The organism is Streptomyces sp. NPDC093064 (assembly GCF_044754605.1).
Lineage (GTDB): Bacteria > Actinomycetota > Actinomycetes > Streptomycetales > Streptomycetaceae > Streptomyces.
The window spans coordinates 111,949-131,222 of the sequence record NZ_JBIVPK010000009.1 but is presented as its reverse complement, the minus strand read 5'-3'; the positions used below and the strand labels follow the sequence as shown (position 1 = coordinate 131,222).

16 protein-coding genes and 1 pseudogene are annotated in these 19,274 nt (G+C 72.3%); 4 read left to right on the top strand and 13 right to left on the bottom strand.

The genetic code is table 11. The annotated features are described in order from the left end of the window. Nucleotides 1–7: 7 nt before the first annotated feature. From ACIQFZ_RS13975 to ACIQFZ_RS13955, 5 genes are all read right to left on the bottom strand, one after another. A complete protein-coding gene (locus ACIQFZ_RS13975; RefSeq protein ID WP_402691290.1) occupies nt 8–1,606 on the bottom strand; it encodes an acyl-CoA carboxylase subunit beta in 1,599 nt (532 codons plus the stop codon). Continuing rightward, nucleotides 1,603–3,321, bottom strand: coding sequence for an acyclic terpene utilization AtuA family protein (locus ACIQFZ_RS13970; RefSeq protein ID WP_402691289.1), 1,719 nt, complete (start codon nt 3,319–3,321; stop codon nt 1,603–1,605). Before ACIQFZ_RS13970 ends, ACIQFZ_RS13975 begins: the two co-directional genes overlap by 4 nt. Next, nucleotides 3,318–4,112, bottom strand: a complete 795-nt coding sequence (locus tag ACIQFZ_RS13965; protein WP_402691288.1) for a TIGR03084 family metal-binding protein — start codon at nt 4,110–4,112, stop codon at nt 3,318–3,320. Before ACIQFZ_RS13965 ends, ACIQFZ_RS13970 begins: the two co-directional genes overlap by 4 nt. Nucleotides 4,113–4,201: 89 nt before the next feature. After that, nucleotides 4,202–5,158, bottom strand: coding sequence for an EamA family transporter (locus ACIQFZ_RS13960; RefSeq protein WP_365774937.1), 957 nt, complete (start codon nt 5,156–5,158; stop codon nt 4,202–4,204). Between the two features lie 257 nt (nt 5,159–5,415). Then, complete coding sequence (locus tag ACIQFZ_RS13955; RefSeq protein WP_402691287.1) at nt 5,416–8,316, bottom strand: FAD-binding and (Fe-S)-binding domain-containing protein; 2,901 nt, start codon at nt 8,314–8,316, stop codon at nt 5,416–5,418. A gap of 91 nt (nt 8,317–8,407) precedes the next feature. Here ACIQFZ_RS13955 and serC point away from each other — a divergent pair, with 91 nt between their 5' ends. Next, on the top strand, nt 8,408–9,526 hold the full coding sequence (gene serC / locus ACIQFZ_RS13950; protein ID WP_365417318.1) for a phosphoserine transaminase: 1,119 nt from the start codon (nt 8,408–8,410) through the stop codon (nt 9,524–9,526). 129 nt (nt 9,527–9,655) lie between these two features. On the opposite strand, the gene ACIQFZ_RS13945 is transcribed toward serC, so the two are convergent. The 3 genes from ACIQFZ_RS13945 to ACIQFZ_RS13935 all read right to left on the bottom strand — a co-directional run bounded on the left by ACIQFZ_RS13945 (nt 9,656) and on the right by ACIQFZ_RS13935 (nt 13,472). Beyond that, complete coding sequence (locus ACIQFZ_RS13945) at nt 9,656–10,561, bottom strand: endonuclease/exonuclease/phosphatase family protein (protein WP_376652099.1); 906 nt, start codon at nt 10,559–10,561, stop codon at nt 9,656–9,658. Between the two features lie 309 nt (nt 10,562–10,870). After that, nucleotides 10,871–12,394, bottom strand: a complete 1,524-nt coding sequence (locus ACIQFZ_RS13940) for a cellulase family glycosylhydrolase (protein WP_402691286.1) — start codon at nt 12,392–12,394, stop codon at nt 10,871–10,873. A 97-nt stretch (nt 12,395–12,491) separates the two neighbouring features. Continuing rightward, nucleotides 12,492–13,472, bottom strand: a complete 981-nt coding sequence (locus ACIQFZ_RS13935; RefSeq protein ID WP_402691285.1) for a WD40 repeat domain-containing protein — start codon at nt 13,470–13,472, stop codon at nt 12,492–12,494. Between the two features lie 88 nt (nt 13,473–13,560). On the opposite strand from ACIQFZ_RS13935, the gene ACIQFZ_RS13930 reads away from it, so the two are divergent. Continuing rightward, nucleotides 13,561–14,235: a GDSL-type esterase/lipase family protein gene (locus ACIQFZ_RS13930; protein WP_402691284.1), complete on the top strand. Its 675-nt coding sequence runs from the start codon at nt 13,561–13,563 to the stop codon at nt 14,233–14,235. 193 nt (nt 14,236–14,428) lie between these two features. Here the strand turns inward: ACIQFZ_RS13930 and ACIQFZ_RS13925 are convergent, their stop codons facing one another. Then, on the bottom strand, nt 14,429–15,418 hold the full coding sequence (locus ACIQFZ_RS13925; RefSeq protein WP_402691333.1) for an aldo/keto reductase: 990 nt from the start codon (nt 15,416–15,418) through the stop codon (nt 14,429–14,431). A gap of 56 nt (nt 15,419–15,474) precedes the next feature. Further along, complete coding sequence (locus tag ACIQFZ_RS13920) at nt 15,475–15,537, bottom strand: hypothetical protein (RefSeq protein ID WP_402691332.1); 63 nt, start codon at nt 15,535–15,537, stop codon at nt 15,475–15,477. Between the two features lie 215 nt (nt 15,538–15,752). Here ACIQFZ_RS13920 and ACIQFZ_RS13915 point away from each other — a divergent pair. Next, a pseudogene (locus ACIQFZ_RS13915) lies at nt 15,753–15,947 on the top strand (aldo/keto reductase); the annotation flags it as partial. A 154-nt stretch (nt 15,948–16,101) separates the two neighbouring features. Here ACIQFZ_RS13915 and thpR read toward each other — a convergent pair. Beyond that, the gene (gene thpR / locus ACIQFZ_RS13910; RefSeq protein ID WP_365416708.1) at nt 16,102–16,674 is read right to left on the bottom strand and encodes an RNA 2',3'-cyclic phosphodiesterase; all 573 of its coding nucleotides are present in this window, start codon (nt 16,672–16,674) and stop codon (nt 16,102–16,104) included. 104 nt (nt 16,675–16,778) lie between these two features. On the opposite strand from thpR, the gene ACIQFZ_RS13905 reads away from it, so the two are divergent. Then, nucleotides 16,779–17,366, top strand: a complete 588-nt coding sequence (locus ACIQFZ_RS13905; RefSeq protein ID WP_402691283.1) for a Uma2 family endonuclease — start codon at nt 16,779–16,781, stop codon at nt 17,364–17,366. A gap of 30 nt (nt 17,367–17,396) precedes the next feature. Here ACIQFZ_RS13905 and ACIQFZ_RS13900 read toward each other — a convergent pair whose 3' ends face one another. Both ACIQFZ_RS13900 and ACIQFZ_RS13895 read right to left on the bottom strand, forming a co-directional pair. Beyond that, nucleotides 17,397–18,758 (bottom strand): MFS transporter, encoded by a 1,362-nt coding sequence (locus tag ACIQFZ_RS13900; protein ID WP_365774949.1) that lies wholly within the window; start codon nt 18,756–18,758, stop codon nt 17,397–17,399. Nucleotides 18,759–18,806: 48 nt separating this feature from the next. After that, nucleotides 18,807–19,244, bottom strand: coding sequence for a MarR family winged helix-turn-helix transcriptional regulator (locus ACIQFZ_RS13895; protein ID WP_100568981.1), 438 nt, complete (start codon nt 19,242–19,244; stop codon nt 18,807–18,809). Nucleotides 19,245–19,274: the final 30 nt, after the last annotated feature.

The following is a 19,274-nucleotide window of genomic DNA, read 5'->3' as shown; positions in this document are numbered from 1 at the left end:
GGATCCCTCACATCCGGAAGACGCCGAAGCCGCCGCGCGCGCCCTCGAAGGGCGCGGTGTGGACGGCCGACAGGCACAGGCCGAGGACGGTGCGGGTGTCGCGCGGGTCGATGACGCCGTCGTCGTACAGCCGCCCGGACAGGAACGCCGGCAGCGACTCGGACTCGATCTGCCGCTCCACCATCGCCCGCAGCGCGGCGTCCGCCTCCTCGTCGTACGGCTGCCCCTTGGCGGCCGCCGACTGCCGGGCCACGATCGACAGCACGCCCGCGAGCTGCTGCGGCCCCATCACGGCGGACTTGGCGCTGGGCCAGGCGAACAGGAAACGGGGGTCGTAGGCCCGTCCGCACATGCCGTAGTGCCCGGCGCCGTAGGACGCCCCCATGAGGACGGACAGGTGCGGGACGCGCGAGTTGGACACCGCGTTGATCATCATCGCGCCGTGCTTGACGATGCCGCCCTGCTCGTACTCCCGGCCGACCATGTAGCCGGTGGTGTTGTGCAGGAACAGCAGCGGTACGTCCCGCTGGTTGGCGAGCTGGATGAACTGGGCCGCCTTCTGCGACTCCTCGCTGAACAGCACGCCCCGGGCGTTGGCGAGGATGCCGACGGGATAGCCGTGCAGGGTGGCCCAGCCGGTGGCCAGGCTCGTCCCGTACAGCGGCTTGAACTCGTCGAAGTCGGAGGCGTCGACGAGCCGGGCGATGACCTCGCGCGGGTCGAAGGGGATCCGCAGATCGCCGGGAACGATCCCCAGAAGCTCCTCCTCGTCGTACTCCGGTGGCGCGGCGGCGGGCGGATCGGGGTGCGCCTTGCGGTGATTGAGCCGGGCGACGACCCGGCGGGCCTGCCGCAGGGCGTCCGGCTCGTCGACGGCGAAGTAGTCGGCGAGACCGGACACGCGCGCGTGCATCTCGGCGCCGCCCAGGGACTCGTCGTCGCTCTCCTCACCGGTGGCCATCTTCACCAGCGGCGGACCGCCGAGGAACACCTTGGCCCGCTCCTTGACCATGATCACGTGGTCGGACAGGCCGGGGATGTACGCGCCCCCGGCGGTGGAGTTGCCGAAGACGACGGCGACGGTCGGGATGCCGGCCGCCGACAGCCGGGTCAGGTCCCGGAAGACGGCGCCTCCGGGGATGAAGATCTCCTTCTGGGACGGCAGGTCGGCGCCCCCGGACTCGACGAGGCTGACGCAGGGCAGCCGGTTGGCGAGCGCGATGTCGTTGGCCCGCAGCGCCTTCTTCAGGCTCCACGGATTGCTGGCGCCGCCGCGCACGGTCGGGTCGTTGGCGGTGATCAGGCATTCCACGCCCTCGGCGACCCCGATCCCGGTGACCAGCGAGGCGCCCACGGTGTAGTCGCTGCCCCACCCGGCCAGCGGCGACAGCTCCAGGAACGGCGTGTCGGGGTCGAGCAGCAGCTCGATCCGCTCGCGGGCGAGCAGTTTGCCGCGCCGCCGGTGCCGCTCGACGTACTTCGCGCCGCCGCCCGCGAGCGCCTTGGCGTGCTCGGCGTCGAGTGTGGCGAGCTTGTCGAGCATGGCCTCGCGGTGGGCCTGGTACTCGGCGGAGCCGGTGTCCAGGGCGGAGGAAAGGACCGTCACAGGAGGGCCTCCGGTATGTCCAGGTGGCGGGAGCGCAGCCATTCGCCCAGGGCCTTGGCCTGCGGGTCGAACCGGCGCTGGGCGGCGGCGCCCTCGCCGAGGATCCCTTCGACGACGAAGTTGAGGGCGCGCAGATCGGGCAGTACGTGCCGTTCCACGGCCAGCGTCCGGCTCTCGGGGACCAACTGCCGGAACGTCTCGGTCGTCAGCGCGTGCGCGAGCCACCGCCAGCCCTGTTCCGAGCGCGCCCACACGCCGACGTTGGCGTCGCCGCCCTTGTCCCCGCTGCGCGCCCCGGCGACGAGTCCGAGCGGGGCCCGCCGGGTCGGACCGTCCGGGAGGGGGTCCGGCAGCGGCGGCCGCTCCACGTCCTCCAGGGCGCGCGTCTCCTCGGGCGGTGGCACGGCGACCCGGCGGCCGTCGTGGAGGACGGCCACCTGCTCGACGACGTCCTGGGGGACGTACACGGCCTCGAAGACGCCGTAGGGCGCGCCCTTCCCGGGAGGCGCCGGCATGTGGAAGCCGGGGTATCCGGCGAGCGCCAGCTCCACGGCGGCCCCGCTGAACGCCCGCCCCACCGCCCGCGGGTCCCGGTCCCGTACGACCAGCCGGAGCAGGGCGCTCGCCGTCTCCTCGGTGCCGGCGTCGGCCCGGTCGGTCCGCACCAGGTCCCAGCGCACCTCGCCGGGGGGTGACCCGGCGGTGCCGAGCGCGTCCCGCATCTGCTGCCGCACCAGCTCTGCCTTGCGCTCGATGTCGAGTCCGGTGAGGACGAAGGTGACCTCGTTGCGGAAGCCGCCGAGGCGGTTGAGGCCCACCTTGAGGGAGGGCGGCGGGGCCTCCCCGCGCACGCCCTCGACGCGTACGCGGTCGGGTCCGTCCTGGCTGAGCCGTACGGTGTCCAGCCGCGTGGTGACATCGGGCCCGGCGTACCGGGCGCCGCCCGTCTCGTACAGCAGTTGGGCGGTCACCGTGCCGACGTCCACCACCCCGCCGCTGCCGGGATGCTTGGTGATCACGCAGCTGCCGTCCTCGTGGATCTCGGCGAGCGGGAAACCGGGGTGGCGCAGCCGGTCGAGGGCATGGTCGGCGAAGAAGGCGTAGTTGCCGCCGGTGGCCTGGGCGCCGCACTCCAGCACGTGCCCGGCGACGACGGCGCCCGCCAGCCGGTCGTACTCCCCCGGCCGCCAGCCGAAGTGGGCGACGGCGGGCCCGGTGACCAGGGCGGCGTCCGTGACCCGCCCGGTGACCACGACGTCGGCGCCCGCGCGCAGGCAGGCGGCGATCCCGAAGCCGCCGAGGTAGGCGTGGGCGGCGAGGGGGGTGTCCCCCTCGGGGGCGGAGCCGAGGGCCCGGGGGAGGTCGGCGGTGAGGTCGTCGCCCTCGACATGGGCGACGCGCAGGGGGATCCCGAGCCGCTCGGCCAGTTCCCGCACCCGGTCGGCGAGCCCGGCCGGATTGAGCCCGCCCGCGTTCGTCACGATCTTCACCGACCGCTCATGGACGAGTCCGAGGCACTCCTCCATCTGCCGCAGAAAGGTGCGGGCATAGCCGGCGGCCGGGTCCTTGAGCCGGTCCCGAGCCAGGATCAGCATGGTCAGCTCGGCGAGGTAGTCGCCGGTGAGGACGTCCAGTTCACCGCCGGTGAGCATCTCGCGCATGGCGTCGAACCGGTCGCCGTAGAAGCCGGAGGCGTTGCCGATGCGCAGGGTCATCCGGCCGCCCCCTGGGGCGCCCGGCCGGCGCCGGGCGGGCCGGCGAAGGCCTGGGCGATGTCCAGCCAGCGGTCGGCGTCCGGGCCCTCGGCGCGTACCGCGAGATCGGCGCGGTGGGCGCGCTGGGTGACCAGGAGGCAGAAGTCGAGGGCGGGCCCGGTGACACGCTGCCCGGCGTCCTCGGGGCCGTACGTCCACAGCTCCCCGCAGGGCCCGCGGACCTCCACGCGGAACTCCTCCTCTGGCACGGGCAGCCCCCGCACCCCGAAGGCGAAGTTCCGCGCCCGCACCCCGATGCGCACCACATGCTTGAGCCGGTCGGTGGGTGTGCGCACCACACCGAGCGCATCGGCGACGTCCTGCCCGTGCGCCCAGGTCTCCATCAGCCGCCCGGTCGCCATGGAGGCGGCCGACATGGGCGGCCCGTACCAGGGGAAGCGGGCCCCGGGGGGCGCCGCTCGCAACGCCCGGTCGAGAGCGGCCCGCCCCTCCCGCCAGCGCGCCAGCAGCATGTCGGGGGCCAGCCGCGCGCCTTCCGCGGCCCCCTCGTCCACGAACGAACCGGGCGCGGCCAGCGCCTTGTCCACGAGTTCCCGGAAGCCGGCGGAGTCGGTGACGGCGCGGAGGGCGGACCGGTCGGTCCAGGCGAGATGGGCGACCTGATGGGCGATGCTCCATCCGGGCGCCGGCGTCGGGCGCCCCCATTCCCCGGGGCCCAGCCCGGCGACAAGCCGATCTAGTTCGTCACTCTCAGCACGCAGATCGTCGAACACCAGCGTCGGATCGGACATGCGTGGAGCATGGCAGCGACCTCTGAAACAATCAAGCATGCTTGCATGAATTCACAGCCCCGCCGTGCGGCGCCGAAAACCGGCACCGGTTACGGGTGCGCCTCCGGAAGCGGCGCCTTGCTCCGCGCCACCTGGGTCCGCACCGCCCCCATGCTCGCCGCGATGACCAGGACGATGGCCACGGCCTGGAGGGCGGTGAGGGACTGGCCGAGGATGAGGAAGCCGGCCGTGGCGGCGAGGGCCGGTTCCAGGCTCATGAGGACGGCGAAGGTGGAGGCGGGCAGCCGGCGCAGGGCGAGCAGTTCGAGGGTGTACGGCAGGACGGAGGACAGCAGCGCCACCCCCGCGCCCAGGGCGAACGTCGTCGGGACGAGCAGCTTCGACCCGGACTCGGCGATCCCCAGCGGCAGGAACAGCAGCGCGCCGACCGCCATCGCCAGGGCCAGCCCGTCGGCCTGCGGGAAGCGCCGGCCGGTACGGGCGCTGAAGACGATGTACGCCGCCCACATCACGCCCGCGCTCAGCGCGAAGGCGACGCCGACGGGGTCGAGGCTGTCGAAACTCCCGCCGCCGAGCAGGAAGACGCCGGCCAGGGCCAGGGCGGCCCACACGAAGTTGATCAGGCGGCGCGAGGCCAGCACCGACAGGGCGAGCGGGCCGAGCACTTCGAGGGTGACGGCGGGGCCGAGCGGGATGCGGGCGGCGGCCTGGTAGAAGAGGCCGTTCATCCCGGCCATCGCGACACCGAAGACGACGACCGTGCCCCAGTCGGCGCGCGAGTGCCCGCGCAGCCGGGGCCGGCAGACCAGCAGCAGCACGATCGCGGCCACCAGCAGCCGCAGGGTCACCACGCCGAGCGCGCCCGCCCGCGGCATCAGCGTCACGGCCACCGCAGCGCCGAACTGCACCGAGATGCCCCCGGCCAGCACCAGCCCGACCGGGCCGAGCGAGCCGAAACGGCCCGGGGATCCGGGCGAGGGCGCGGTGGCCGGTGCGGAGGCGACCGGGGACGGCGAGGAAGGGGTGGCGGCGCTGGGCGTGGTCACGGGGCGGTCCAGTTACGGGGCTAGGGGTTTGTTCATCGCGATGTACTGATGGGTCCAGGGTAGTGGACGCGGTCAGGGGCGTGAACCCGTACACCACTGTCCACGATGCCCCGCCCGTCCCCACGGTTCACAGGCCGACGTACCCCTCCCGCGGCGACACCGCACGCCCGCCCGGCGTCCGGTCACGGTCCCGGTGTCCCTCCAGTCCCTCGGCGGCCCCACGGTCACGAGCCGCCGCGCGCCTCCCGGCCGTCCTGTCACTCCGGTCCTTCCAGTCCCTCCGCCAGCACCTCCGCCAGATGACGTCCCCGTACTCCGGCCAGCTGGTCCAGCTGGGTGCGGCACGAGAAGCCGTCCACGAGGACCACCGCGCCGTCCGGGGCCCGCCGTACCGACGGCAGGAGCTGTTCCTCGGCGCAGGCGGCCGACACCTCCCAGTGGCCCTTCTCGAAGCCGAAGTTCCCGGCCAGGCCGCAGCAGCCGCCGGACAGTTCGCCGGTCAGGCCGGCCGCCTCGCGCAGGTACCGGTCGGCCGCGTCGCCGAGCACGGCGTGCTGGTGGCAGTGGGTCTGGCCGGCGACCGGGCGGTCCAGGCGGGGCGGGGTCCAGCCGGGGGCGTGGCGCCGCAGGGCCTCTGCGAAGGTCAGGACGCGGTCGGCCAGGCGGCGGGCCCGCGGGTCGTCGGGCAGCAGCTCCGGCAGGTCGGTGCGCAGGGCGGCGGCGCAGCTCGGTTCCAGGACGACGACCGGGGCGGCGGTCTCCAGCACCGGTTCCATCAGGTCGAGGGTGCGGCGCAGCACCGCGCGGGCCCGTTCCAACTGGCCGGTGGAGACGTACGTCAGGCCGCAGCAGACGCGGCCACGGCCCCGCAGGACGGACACGGGGTTCAGCAGCGCCGAGCTTCCGTCGCCCACCGGAGGGCGGCGCAGGCGCAGGGTCGGCGGGAGCGCCACCCGCAGCCCGGCCGCCTCCAGCACGCGTACGGCCGCCCGGCCCACGGACGGCGAGAGGTGCTCGGTGAAGGTGTCCGGCCACAGGACGACCAGATCGCCCGCTCCCTCCCCGGCGTCCGCCCGTGCGTCCGCCCGCGTGCGCCACCATCGGGTGAACGGCTCGCGGGCCAATCGCGGGATCCCTCGTTCGGGTGTGATTCCGCCGAGCCGTTTCACGGCCGACGCGAGCGGCCGCAGTGCGGCGAGCGCGTTCAGCAGTGGCGCGGTGCGCGTACGGGCGGTCCAGCGCAGCCACACCGGAAGCCACCCCAGGGCGTAGTGGGCGGCCGGGCGGCGCCGTCCGGCGTAGTGGTGGTGCAGGAACTCCGCCTTGTACGTGGCCATGTCGACCCCGACCGGGCAGTCCGAACGGCACCCCTTGCACGACAGGCACAGGTCGAGCGCGTCCCGGACCTCCACCGACCGCCAGCCGTCGGTCACCACCTCACCGGCGAGCATCTCGTGCAGCAGCCGGGCACGCCCGCGCGTGGAGTGCTCCTCCTCGCCCGTGACCCGGAAGGAGGGGCACATGACCGCGGCGCCCGACACCTCGGTCGTACGGCACTTCGCGACCCCGACGCACCGGCGCACCGCCGCCGAGAAGTCCCCCTGGTCGGCCGTGTAGCCGAAGGCCACATCGACCGGGCGGCGCGGCAGCACGGCGAAGCGCAGGTTCGCGTCCAGGGGCGCCGGACGGACCAGCATCCCGGGATTGAGCAGGTCGTCGGGGTCCCACAGTCCCTTGACCCGCTCGAAGAGGGCCACCATCCGCTCGCCGTACATCGTCGGCAGCAGCTCAGCGCGCGCCTGCCCGTCCCCGTGCTCCCCGGACAGCGAACCGCCGTGCGCCACCACCAGCTCGGCCAGCTCCTGCGAGAACCGCCGGAACCGGCCGATCCCGGCCGGGGTCAGCAGGTCGAAGTCGATACGGACGTGGATGCAGCCGTCCCCGAAGTGCCCGTACGGTGCGCCCCGCAGCCCGTGGGCGGCCAGCAGCTCCCGGAACCGCCGCAGATACGCGCCCAGCCGCTCCGGCGGCACCGCACAGTCCTCCCACCCCGGCCACGCCTCTGTGCCGTCCGGCATCCGGGTGGCCGTCCCGCTCGCGTCCTCCCGGATCCGCCACAGCGCGCGCTGCGCGGCCGGGTCCTCGACGATCGCGGCGTCCACGGCGTCGGCCGCCCGCGCGATCGCCTCCGCAGGCGCGCGTGCCTGCGCCGCCGTCTCCCCGCCCGTCTCCACGAACAGCCAGGCGTCCCCGCGCGGCAGCCCGGCCGCCGCGGAGGGCACCAGGTCCCGTGCCATCCCCTCCACCGTCAGCGGCCTGTGCGGCAGCAGTCCGGCCGCGGCGTCGGCGGCGGCGCCCTCGTCGGCGTATCCCAGCACGGCCAGCACGCGCGCGGGGGGCGTCTCGACGAGCCGTACGACCGCTTCCGTCAGCACGCCGAGAGTGCCCTCCGAGCCGCAGAAGGAGCGCGCCACGTCCGCGCCGTTCTCGGGCAGCACGGCGTCCAGGGCGTACCCGGAGATACGGCGGGGCAGTCGCGGGAAGCCGGTGCGCAGCCGGGCGAGTTCGCTCTCCACCAGCTCCCGCAACCCGTCCGGTGCCCCGGCCCACTCGCGCCCGAGCCGCAGCCTCCGCCCGCGCGCGGTGAGCACCGACAGCTCCCGCACGCTGTCCGCGGTCGTCCCCCAGGCCACCGAATGGGAGCCGCACGAGTTGTTGCCGATCATCCCGCCGAGCGTGCACCGGCTGTGCGTGGAGGGGTCGGGGCCGAAGCGCAGCCCGTGCGGTGCGGCGGCCTCCTGGAGCCGGTCCAGGACCACGCCCGGCTGGACGACGGCGGTCCGCTCCCCGGGGTCGAGCGCCAGCACCCGGTTCATGTGCCGGGTGAAGTCCAGCACCACCCCCGTCCCGGTCGCCTGGCCCGCGATCGACGTCCCGCCGCCCCGGGCGACCACCGGCACTCCGCGCGCCCGGCAGACCTCCAGCACCGCCGCCACGTCGTCGGCGTCCCGCGGAGCCACCACACCCAGCGGGACCCGCCGGTAGTTGGACGCGTCCATGGTGACCAGCGCCCGTGAGGTGGCGTCGAACGCCACCTCCCCGCGCACGGCCCGGCGCAGCTCCGCCCGAAGCTCCGAAAGATCCGCGAGATCGGTCATGCGTCCAGCATGCACGCGATCGATTCGGCGGCCGTCTCACCCGGCGGAATGCGTTTCACCCGGATTTCTCCGACCCGCTACTCTCCCGTTCGTGGCTGAGATCCAGATTCCCTCTGACATCAAGCCCGCGGACGGACGTTTCGGCGCGGGACCCTCCAAGGTGCGGACCGAGGCGCTGGACGCCCTCGCCGCCACCGGCGCATCCCTCATGGGCACCTCCCACCGCCAGGCCCCGGTCAAGAACCTGGTCGGCCAGGTGCGCGAGGGCATTCGCGAGCTGTTCCGGCTCCCCGACGGCTACGAGGTCGTGCTCGGCAACGGCGGCTCGACGGCGTTCTGGGACATCGCGACCCACGGACTGATCGAGAACAAGTCGCAGCACCTCACCTTCGGCGAGTTCAGCTCGAAGTTCGCCAAGGCCGCCAAGCTCGCCCCCTGGCTCGCCGAGCCCACCGTCGTCTCCTCCGACCCCGGCACGCACCCGGAGCCGCGGGCCGAGGCGGGCGTCGACGTCTACGCCTTCACGCACAACGAGACCTCCACCGGTGTCGCCATGCCCATCAAGCGCGTGGCCGGCGCCGACGAGGGCGCCCTGGTCCTGGTCGACGCCACCTCCGGCGCCGGCGGCCTCCCGGTCGACATCGCCGAGACCGACGTCTACTACTTCGCCCCGCAGAAGTCCTTCGCCTCCGACGGCGGCCTGTGGATCGGCGTGTTCTCCCCGGCCGCGCTCGAACGCGCCGAGCGCGTCCACGCCTCCGGCCGCCACGTCCCGGAGTTCTTCTCGCTGCCCACGGCGATCGACAACTCCCGCAAGAACCAGACGTACAACACCCCGGCGCTGGCCACCCTCTTCCTGCTCAACCAGCAGCTGGAGTGGCTCAACGGCCAGGGCGGCCTCGCCTGGTCCACGGCCCGCACCAAGGACTCCTCCTCCCGTCTCTACGCCTGGGCTGAGGAATCCAAGTACGCGACCCCGTTCGTCACCGACCCGGCCAAGCGCTCCCAGGTCATCGGCACGATCGACTTCTCCGACGAGATCGACGCCGCCGCCGTCGCCAAGGTCCTGCGCGCCAACGGCATCGTGGACACCGAGCCCTACCGCAAGCTCGGCCGCAACCAGCTGCGCATCGCGATGTTCCCGGCCATCGACCCGGCGGACGTCGAGGCCCTGACGAAGTGCGTCGACCACGTGATCGAGAAGCTGTAGCCGTCCCCGCACACGACGGCGAAGGGCGCCCGGCGGTCTGCATCCGCCGGGCGCCCCTCGCGGTCCGCGCCCCTGCCGGTCCGTGCCTCCTGCCGGTCCGTGCCTCCTGTCGGTCCGGGTCGGACGCTCTCAGTCCAGTTCGATCCGGGCGGCGACCGGCAGGTGGTCGCTGCCGGTGGCGGGCAGGGTGCGGATGTGGGCGACGGCCGCCGAGCGCGCCATGACCTGGTCGATCCGGGCCAGCGGGAAGGCGGCGGGGAAGCTGAGGGCGAAGCCCCGTTCCGCGACGTTCAGCCGCGAGGTCAGCGGGGCCAGCCCGCGGTCCTCGACCGTGCCGTTGAGGTCGCCCAGCAGGATCACCGTTCTCAGCTCCTCGGCGGCCACGGCCTCGCCCAGCAGCAGGGCGCTCTCGTCGCGCCGGGCGGACGCGAGGCCGCTCGCCCGGACGCGGAGGGAGGGCAGGTGTGCCACGTAGGCCGCGATCCGGCCGTGCGGGGCGTGCACCACGGTCCGCAGCCCGCGGCTCCATGCCTCCGTGATCCCCCGGGGCTTGATGTCGAGGAGCCGGGTGCCGCTGAGCGGATGCCTCGACCAGAGTCCGACGGTGCCCCGGACCTCGTGGTACGGGTAGGCGGCGGCGAGGGTCCTCTCGTAGACCGACAGCGCCGGGGGCACCAGCTCCTCCAGCGCGATGAGGTCGGGCCCGGCGTCGGCCAGGGCGCGGGCCGTGCCCGCCGGATCGGCGTTCTCGTCGCTGACGTTGTGCTGCACCACGACCAGTTGGCGCGCGCCGGGCGCCGGCCCGGGCAGGAACAGCCCGCCGAAGAGGTATGTCCAGGCCGCCACCGGCAGCAGCAGAGCCACCAGCGCCACGGCCGAACGGCGCAGCAGCGCGAGGGCGAACAGCACCACGACCACCAGGCCGAGCCACGGCAGGAACGCCTCCAGCAGACTGCCCAGGCGGCCCGCCGAGTTGGGCACAGCACGGTGGAACGCCAGCAGCCCGGCCGTCAGCGCCGCGAGCGCGGCGAGCACCCGCCCCCGCCGCCACGCCGACCGGTGCCCCGCGTCCCCCTGCGCCTCCTGGCCGGGAGCACGCCGCCCCGCCCGGCGCCGCGCCCACGGGGGGACCACCGCCCTCACCGCCGCTGCCGCACCGCCGCCCGCCCGTTCCCGACCCACCCTGGCTTCCCATCCACTCGGCCTCGCCATCCAAGACGCTCCTCCGAATGGATCAGTTTCCGACATCCGCGGGTGGGCACCAGGACGACCGGACGCCGTCCGGTCGACGACAGGCCGCAACCGTGAGGCGCCCGGCGTCGAGCACCGGGCGCCTCGCGGTCGTCAGGACGCCGTGCAGCTCACGCTCGGCACACCCCCGCCCCCGGGCGCGCCACCGAAGCCGAAGGCGGTCGAACCATTGGCCGCGATCGCCCCGTTGTGGGCGGCGTTGACCGCCGTCACGGTCCCCCCGCTCTGGGTGTACGACGCGTTCCACATGTTGGTGACCTTCTGGGGCCCGCTCCAGGTCCAGGTCACCTTCCAGGACTTGATCGCGGTGGTGCCCGTGTTGGTCACCGTCACATCGGCGTTGAAGCCGCTGCCCCAGTCGCTGCTGACGACGTAGGCGGCCCGGCAGGCGGCCTTGCCGCCGCCGTCACCGCCGCCGTTGTCGCCGCCGCCCCCGGTGCTCGGGAAGCCCGGTGCCTTGACGGTCGCCAGATAGCCGTCCTTCACCGTGTCCACGCTCTGCCAGTCGTCCTTCAGGATCCCGCCGGTGTCACCGGAGTTGGGGTTCCAGGACCAGAACGTCCAGTGGAAGGAGTCGCCGCCGTACGTCGAGGTCGGGCGCAGGTAACTCACCAGCGCCGCCAGCCACTTCTGGTCCACCGTGGGCTGGAGCGTGGTGCCGAACTCGCCGACCCAGACGGGGGCGATGTTCTGCTTGAAGATGTAGCCCCAGTACTTGTCCCAGATGCCGGGCATGTTGTTGGGGAAGGACGGGTCGCTGAACCAGCTCTGCTGGGCGACGCTGGTGGCGTAGTCGTGGGCGGAGTACACGACCCGGTTGGCCACGTCGAGGCGTACCGGGTACTGGCCGACGCCCATCAGGTTGCCGCCCCACCAGCCGGAGACGCCGTTGAAGGTCTGGATGCCCTCGACGAAGATCAGCAGGTCGGGGTTGGCGGAGAGGACCGCGTTGCCGGCCCGCTCGGCGGCCAGCCGCCAGTCGGTCGCCTGGTCGCCGCAGCCCCAGCAGGCCGGGTCGTGGGGCTCGTTGTGCAGGTCGATGCCGATGACCGTGGCGTTGCCCTTGTAACGGGTCGCCAGCGACTTGAGGTTGGCGATCCACGTCGACTCGGGGACGGAGGCGGTGTACCAGAGGGCCGACTGGCCGCCCGAGTCCGGCCGGTGGCGGTCGAGGATGACCTTCAGGCCGTCCTGGCCGGCGTACGCTACGAGCTTGTCGATGACCTGGAGGGAGGTCAGCCCCTGCAGGTCGGCGTTCTTGCCGGCGGAGAAGTCGATGCTCGAGGGCATCGCGCCGGACTTGAGGATGTCGTCGCTGTAGGGCAGCCGGATGGTGTTGTAGCCCAGCGACTTCATCTGGTCGATCATGCTCTTGTAGTCGCGGGACCACAGGCCGTGGACGACCTGGTTGCTGGTCTCGAAGCCGAACCAGTTGATGCCGGCGATCCGGACGGACTGTCCGGACGCGTCCAGGATCTGGCGTCCGCTGGTGTGCCAGTAGCCGACGCCGCCCGCGGTGGGGGCCGCGTGCGCGGTGGCCGGCAGGCCGAGTCCCAGGCCCAGCGGTAACAGGAGCGCCGCGGCGGCGCAGAGCGCTCTTCGCAAGGTGCGGAACATGTTGCTGCTTCCTCCCGAGGGGGCCGCGGGACCGGAACGAGTGGGAGCGCTCCCACACACCCGCGCCTCCCAGTGGAAGTCAGGTGGCGACCACCCGTCAAGAGCGCCGACGCAACAAACGCCCCAACCCCCACACCGCGGCCACCGCACCGGCCACCACGGCGACGGTGCCCGCGCCGAAGCGGCCGCCTCCGCCCTGACCGGCCCCGACGGAGTTCGAACCGCCCTGCCGGGACGGCGACTTGGCGGACCCGTCGGCATCCGGCGCGTCGCGCACCTGCACCGGGCTCTCGGAGCCCTCGCTGCCGTACAGGAGCTTCGTGCCGTCCACGCTGTAGGTGGCGGACTCCCCCTGCCCCTGAAGCGGCACGTCGAGCCGGCCCGCGCGCTTGATCCTGCCGCCGTTCCAGTCGTAGTGGATGCCGCCGAAGTAGCCGCGCACGGCGAGGTGCGTGCCGTCCGGGGAGAGGGCGGCGTCGGTGGCCCACAGGTCGACGGGGGCGATCGGCTTGAAGACGTTCGTGCCCGAGGAGGACAGCTCGGCCGGGCCCTCGTAGAGGTGGCCGCCGTCCTCCTTCTTGTCGATGATGTAGACGCGCCCCGTCTTCGGGTGCACGACCATCGACTCGGCGTTGCGCGGCCCGTCCGCGTACTTCACGACGTACTGCGTGGCCCGGATCGTCTGGTCCTTCAGCTCCTTCGGCTCGGGCAGCCGGTAGATCCACACGTACGGCCAGGTGCCGTCGAGGTTGTCGCCGATGTCGCCGACGTAGATCTGGTTGCCGGGCCCGATGGAGATGGCCTCCATGTCGCGGGGCTTGCCGATGCCGCTGAGGGTGACGGTGGCGACGGTCTCGCCGGTCCTGCCGTCCACGGCGTAGATCTGCGGGCCGTAGCCGCTGTCGTTGTGCGTCCAGTAAACGCCCGGATGCAGGTGCGAGGCCGCGAGGCCGCTGGACTCCTTGATCCGCGGGTCCTTGATCGTGAACCCGTCGTCACCGTCGGCGGCGAGGGCGGCGGGCGCGGCGAGCGCACCCGCGAGAAGGGCCCCGGCAAGCAGGGCGAACGGTCGGCGCATCCCCCAAGCCTGCCATCCCGCACGGATGTTCACACTGCGTGGTGGGCCTCACATCGCACCGTCCCCGCCCATCGTCCATGATGAGCGGATGCTCAGGTTCATGCCCGTCGGCGACTCCATGACGATCGGCAGCGCGGGCGAGCACACCTGGCGTTACCGCCTGTGGCAGCACCTGTGCGCGACGCACGGCGGTCCGTTCACCCTCGTCGGCCCGCGCGAGACGCTCTACGACAAGTCGGCGGACGCGCCGACCTCCCTCGCCTACGCCGATCCGGACTTCCCCCGCGCCCATCTGGCCGGCTGGGGCGAGGGCTGGGGGCACATGGTCCCGCTCGTCGGCGACGCGGTACGCGAGTGCCGCGCGGATGTGCTGCTGGTCTCGCTCGGCCTGATCGACCTGGGCTTCTACACGAACGCCGAGCAGACGGCGGTGCACGTGAAGGCCTTCGTGGCACAGGCGCGGGCCGCCGACGCGCGTATCCGCGCGGTCCTGCTCCCGGTGATCACGAACATCCGCGCCGAGGCCGACCCGCTCTTCGCCGCGGAGGTGGACCGCTTCAACGAGCTGCTGGCCGAGACTGTGGCCGGCCTGGACGAACCCGGCTCCCCGCTGCTCCTGACGCCCCCGCCGCCGGCGTACGACACCCACACGGACACCTACGACGGCACCCACCCGAACGAAAGCGGCGAGCACAAGATCGCGGCGGCGTTCGCGGGGGCGCTGCACCAGGAGTGGGGGTGGGGTGGGGAATACGGGGGGTGAGCCGCGTCGGCTTCTCCTCTTGGCATCTGCGCTGCCACACCGCCAACTGGCAACTTTGACGCCAGGTTGCACAGCAGCGCATCGCTGACGCTCACCGCTCATGCGGACCCCGAGTGGAAACGACGAAGCCGCCGCCTCCAACTCGCTTCGAACGCAAGCAGAAGGCGACGGCCCCTCACACAGACCCGCTACCTCACCATGCGAAGGCTTCGGGAGACGGTCCGGAACCGGGGAAGATCTCGTCCAGAGACGTCAGCAGCTCCTCGCTCAGCTCCAGCTCCAGGGCGCGCAGCGCCGAGTCCAGCTGCTCCTGCGTGCGGGGGCCGACGATCGGGCCTGTGACGCCGGGGCGGGTCAGCAGCCAGGCGAGCGCCGCTTCACCGGGCTCCAGGCCGTGCTTGTCGAGGAGGTTCTCGTACGCCTGGATCTGCTCGCGTGTCTTGGTGTCCTTGAGCGCGTCGGCAGCGCGGCCGCTCGCCCGGCGCCCCTGCGTTGCCTCCTTCTTGAGGACGCCGCCGAGCAGTCCTCCGTGCAGCGGAGACCAGGGGATGACACCGAGGCCGTAGTCCTGGGCCGCCGGGATGACCTCCATCTCGGCGCGGCGCTCAGCGAGGTTGTAGAGGCACTGCTCGCTGACCAGGCCCATGCGGCCGTGCCGGGCAGCCAGCTCGTTGGCTTGGGCGATCTTGTAGCCGGGGAAGTTGGACGACCCGGCGTAGAGGATCTTGCCCTGCTGGACCAGGACGTCGATCGCCTGCCAGATCTCCTCGAACGGCGTCGACCGGTCGATGTGATGGAACTGGTAGATGTCGATGTAGTCGGTCTGCAGCCGCTTGAGGGAGGCGTCGACGGCCCGGCGGATGTTCACCGCGGAGAGCTTGTCGTGGTTGGGCCAGACGTCCCCGTCGCCCGCCATGTTCCCGTACACCTTGGTGGCGAGGACCGTCCTGTCGCGCCGCCCGCCACCCTGGGCGAACCAAGTACCGATGATCTCCTCGGTGCGGCCCTTGTTCTCACCCCACCCATAGACGTTGGCGGTGTCTACAAAGTTCAGACCCGCGTCGAGAGCGGCGTCCATGATGCCGTGGCTGGTTGATTCGTCTGTCTGCGGACCGAAGTTCATCGTGCCGAGAACGAGTCGGCTGACCTTGAGTCCCGTGCGTCCGAGCTGCGTGTACTTCATGGACCACAAGCCAACTGCTTCGAGCCCGCTCCAGGCAAGGGCATCAGGTGCCGCCGTCAGGAGTCGTCTCCGAGGTGGCGGTACAGCGTGGCCCGGGAGACGCCCCGAGCCTTGGCGATGGCGCTGACGCTTCGCCTTCCTCGCGCGGGCCACGGTCAACACGTCCTCGTTCACGACGGACGGCCGTCCACCGGTACGCCTCTGTGCCTTGGCTGCGTCGAGTCCGGCGCGGGTGCGCTCCTTGATGAGGCTGCGCTCGAACTCCGCCATGGCTCCTACCACCGCCAGTGTCGTTGTCCAGTGCCATGGAACCTTGAGCGTGCGTCATCGAAGTTCGAGTGGCGAGGTCGCGCTGGCCTGGCTGTTCACCCGGCCCGGCGTGACCGGCCCGATCGTCGGCCCGCGCACCGCCGAGCAGCTCGCGTCGGCGCTGCGGGCGGTCGAGCCGGAGCTGAGCGGGGAACTGCCGGCCGGACTCGACGAGATCTTCCCGGGACCGGGTCCGTCGCCGGAGGCCTTCGCCTGGTAGGCACCTCCCGCGCCGCCCGAGCGGCCGTACCGGCCCTGGCGTCCGTGCTCCGCGTCACCTGCCGAGCGCGGACGCCAGGGCGACGACGGCGAGCATCAGCACGAGCGCACCGGCCATGATCCGGTTCCGGGTTTTCGGGTCCACGTACTCGAGACTAACCGGCCCCCCGCAGTGGCCAGCGGCCGACCGGCTCGTAGCGGGGCTGCTCCCCCTGCACCCCGGACCTCGGCAGCAGGCTGCGCACGAGGACCAGCTCCTCCACGGTCCACGCACCGCTCGTGAAGTCCCGCAGCGCCTGGACGTACGGCCGTACGTCCAGGCCGTCCCGGCTGCGCGCCACCGTCAGGTGGGCCTGGTAGGGGCGGTGCTCCTTCATCGGCACACCCGTCTTCCGCGCCGCCGCCTCCGCGCGGTCGGCCAGCAGCCGCAGGGTCGCGAGGTCGCCCTCCGCCCCCGTCCACAGCGCCTTGCCGCGCCCGAACTGCCCTCCCCCACGCAGGGCGAGCGAGAAGACCCCGGTCCGGTGTGCGGCCTTCTCCAGGCGGGCCGACAGCTCGGGTACGACCTCCTCACCGACCTCGCCGTAGAAGGCGAGCGTGAAGTGCCAGGCGGGCCGCTGCGTCCAGCGCAGCCGGTCCGCGCCCGGCAGCTTCCGCAACCCGGCGATCTCGTCCGCGAGCGCGCCGAGCACGTCCCGCGGGGGCAGTACGGCGGCGAACAGTCTCATGGGCCCAGTGTCCCGCCGCGCTCCCGGACGTGACCTGGTCACCGTGCGTATCGTTGTACCGCGCGGCTGCATGCGACCAGGCAGCAGCGGGGAGGAGCGGCACGGTGACTGTTCTGGCAGACAGGATCGAGATGGCCGACCACAGCGACGGGCCCACCCTCGACGAGATGTTCAAGTGGCTGGAGCAGATGCACATCCCCGAGGGTCTCAAGGCCGAGATCGTCGGGGGGGGCATCTTCGTGACGCCACAGCGCGACACCCACTGGGAGATCATCCTGGACATCGTCGAGCAGTTGCGCGCCAAGTACCCGCGCAAGCGCGTGAAGTCCGACGTCCGCATCGACTATCCCGGACACCTCAACGGCTTCGCGTCCGACGTCGTGGCACTCGCGGAGAGCGCCCGGACGGACGAGAAGGGTCACTGGCGTCCCGGGGACGTCGAGCTGGTCGCCGAGGTGATCTCCCAGGGCACCGCCAGGAACGACCACGGTCCGAAGAAGGACGCGTTCGCGGCCGCCGGAGTGCCGGTGTACCTGATCGTGGACCCGTACACCGGCACATGGCATCTGCACACCCTGCCCAAGGACGGCGAGTACCGCGGTGTCCTCAGCCTCGACTTCGGTGACGAGATCGACCTGAACGACACCCCGGTCGGCCTCGTCCTCAAGACCGACGAGTTCCCTCGCGACTGACCCCTGCCCGGCGGACCGGACGCACCCGGGCTACGCCACGGCGGCCAGTTCCTTTCGGTGCTCTCGGGGGACGAGGTCCACGCGGGGGTGTCCGCGGTTCCAGCCGAACGACAGGCGCAGACCGCCGGCGCGGGCCAGGACCAGACCTATGGTGGCGGCCGCGGCGAGCGAGACGACACCGCCCACGGCGAAGCCGACGCGGGCGCCGTAGGCGTCGGTGATCCAGCCGACGAGGGGCGCGCCCAGCGGCGTACCGCCCATGAAGACCATCATGAACAGGGCCATCACCCGACCGCGCATGGCCGGGTCGGTGCCCATCTGCACCGCGGTGTTCGCCGTCACGTTGACCGTCAGGCCGAAGATCCCGATGGGCGCCATCAGCAGTGCGAACAGCCAGTACGACGGGGCCAGCGCGGCGACGACCTCCAGCGCGCCGAAGGCCGCGGCGGCCGCGATGAGCACGCGCAGCCGGGCGGTGCCGCGGCGGGCCGCGAGCAGGGCGCCGACCAGGGAGCCGACCGCCATCACGGTGTTGAAGAGGCTGTAGGCGCCTGCTCCGGAGTGGAAGACGTCCTCGGCGTAGGCCGACAGCCACACCGGGAAGTTGAAGCCGAAGGTGCCGATGAAGCCGACCAGGACGATCGGCCAGATCAGCTCGGGGCGGCCGGCGACGTAGCGCAGGCCCTCGCGGAGCTGGCCCTTGCCGCGCGGCGCGCGCTCGACGACGTGCAGCTCACGGGTGCGCATCAGCAGCAGGCCGACGATGGGGGCGACGAAGGACAGGCCGTTGGCGAGGAACGCCCAGCCGGTGCCCACGCCGGTGATCATCACGCCCGCAACGGCGGGGCCGACCAGACGGGCGGACTGGAAGTTCGCGGAGTTCAGGCTGACCGCGTTCTGGAGCTGCTGCGGGCCGACCATCTCCGAGACGAAGGACTGGCGGGCCGGATTGTCGACGACCGTGGCGAGGCCCACCGCGAACGCGGCGAGGTAGACGTGCCACACCTGGACCTGGCCGGTGAGGGTGAGTACGGCGAGCGCGAGGCCGGTGACGGCCATGGCCGACTGGGTGACGAGCAGCGTGGGCCGCTTGGGCAGTCGGTCGACGAGGACGCCGCCGTAGAGGCCGAAGAGCAGCATCGGCAGGAACTGGAGGGCCGTGGTGATACCGACGGCGGCCGAGGAGCCGGTGAGGCTCAGGACCAGCCAGTCCTGCGCGATGCGCTGCATCCAGGTGCCGGTGTTGGAGACGACCTGGCCCAGGAAGAACAGGCGGTAGTTCCTGACCCTCAGCGAGCTGAACATCGAGGACTTGCGGGGGGTGTCGGGGGCGGTGGGGGAATCGTGGGTGGTCGGTGCGGGGGCGGAGTCTGCTCCGGATCCCGTACTCAAAGGGGTTCGCCTCCTTGGCCGGCTGCTCATTCGCCGAGCGGTACGTGTTTACAGGTGTGCGAGCTTCTCCAATACGGGGGCGGCGGCGCTCAGTTTGGCCCACTCGTCCTCGTCCAGACCCTCGACCAGGCCCGCCAGGAAGGCGTTCCGCTTGCGGCGGCTCTCCTCCAGCATGGTTTCGGCCTGGGCGGTCCTCGTGACCACCTTCTGGCGCCGGTCCTCGGGGTGCGGCTCCAGGCTGACCAGCCCCTTGGCCTCGAGCAGCGCCACGATGCGGGTCATTGACGGCGGCTGCACGTGCTCCTTGCGGGCGAGCTCGCCCGGTGTGGCGCTCCCGCAGTTGGACAGGGTGCCCAGCACCGACATCTCGGTGGGGCTCAGCGACTCGTCGACACGCTGGTGCTTGAGTCGACGGGACAACCGCATCACGGCGGAGCGCAGGGAGTTCACGGCGGCAGCGTCGTCGCCATGGGTGAGGTCCGGCATGTTCTTTAGCTTAACTCATTACCCTCGCTA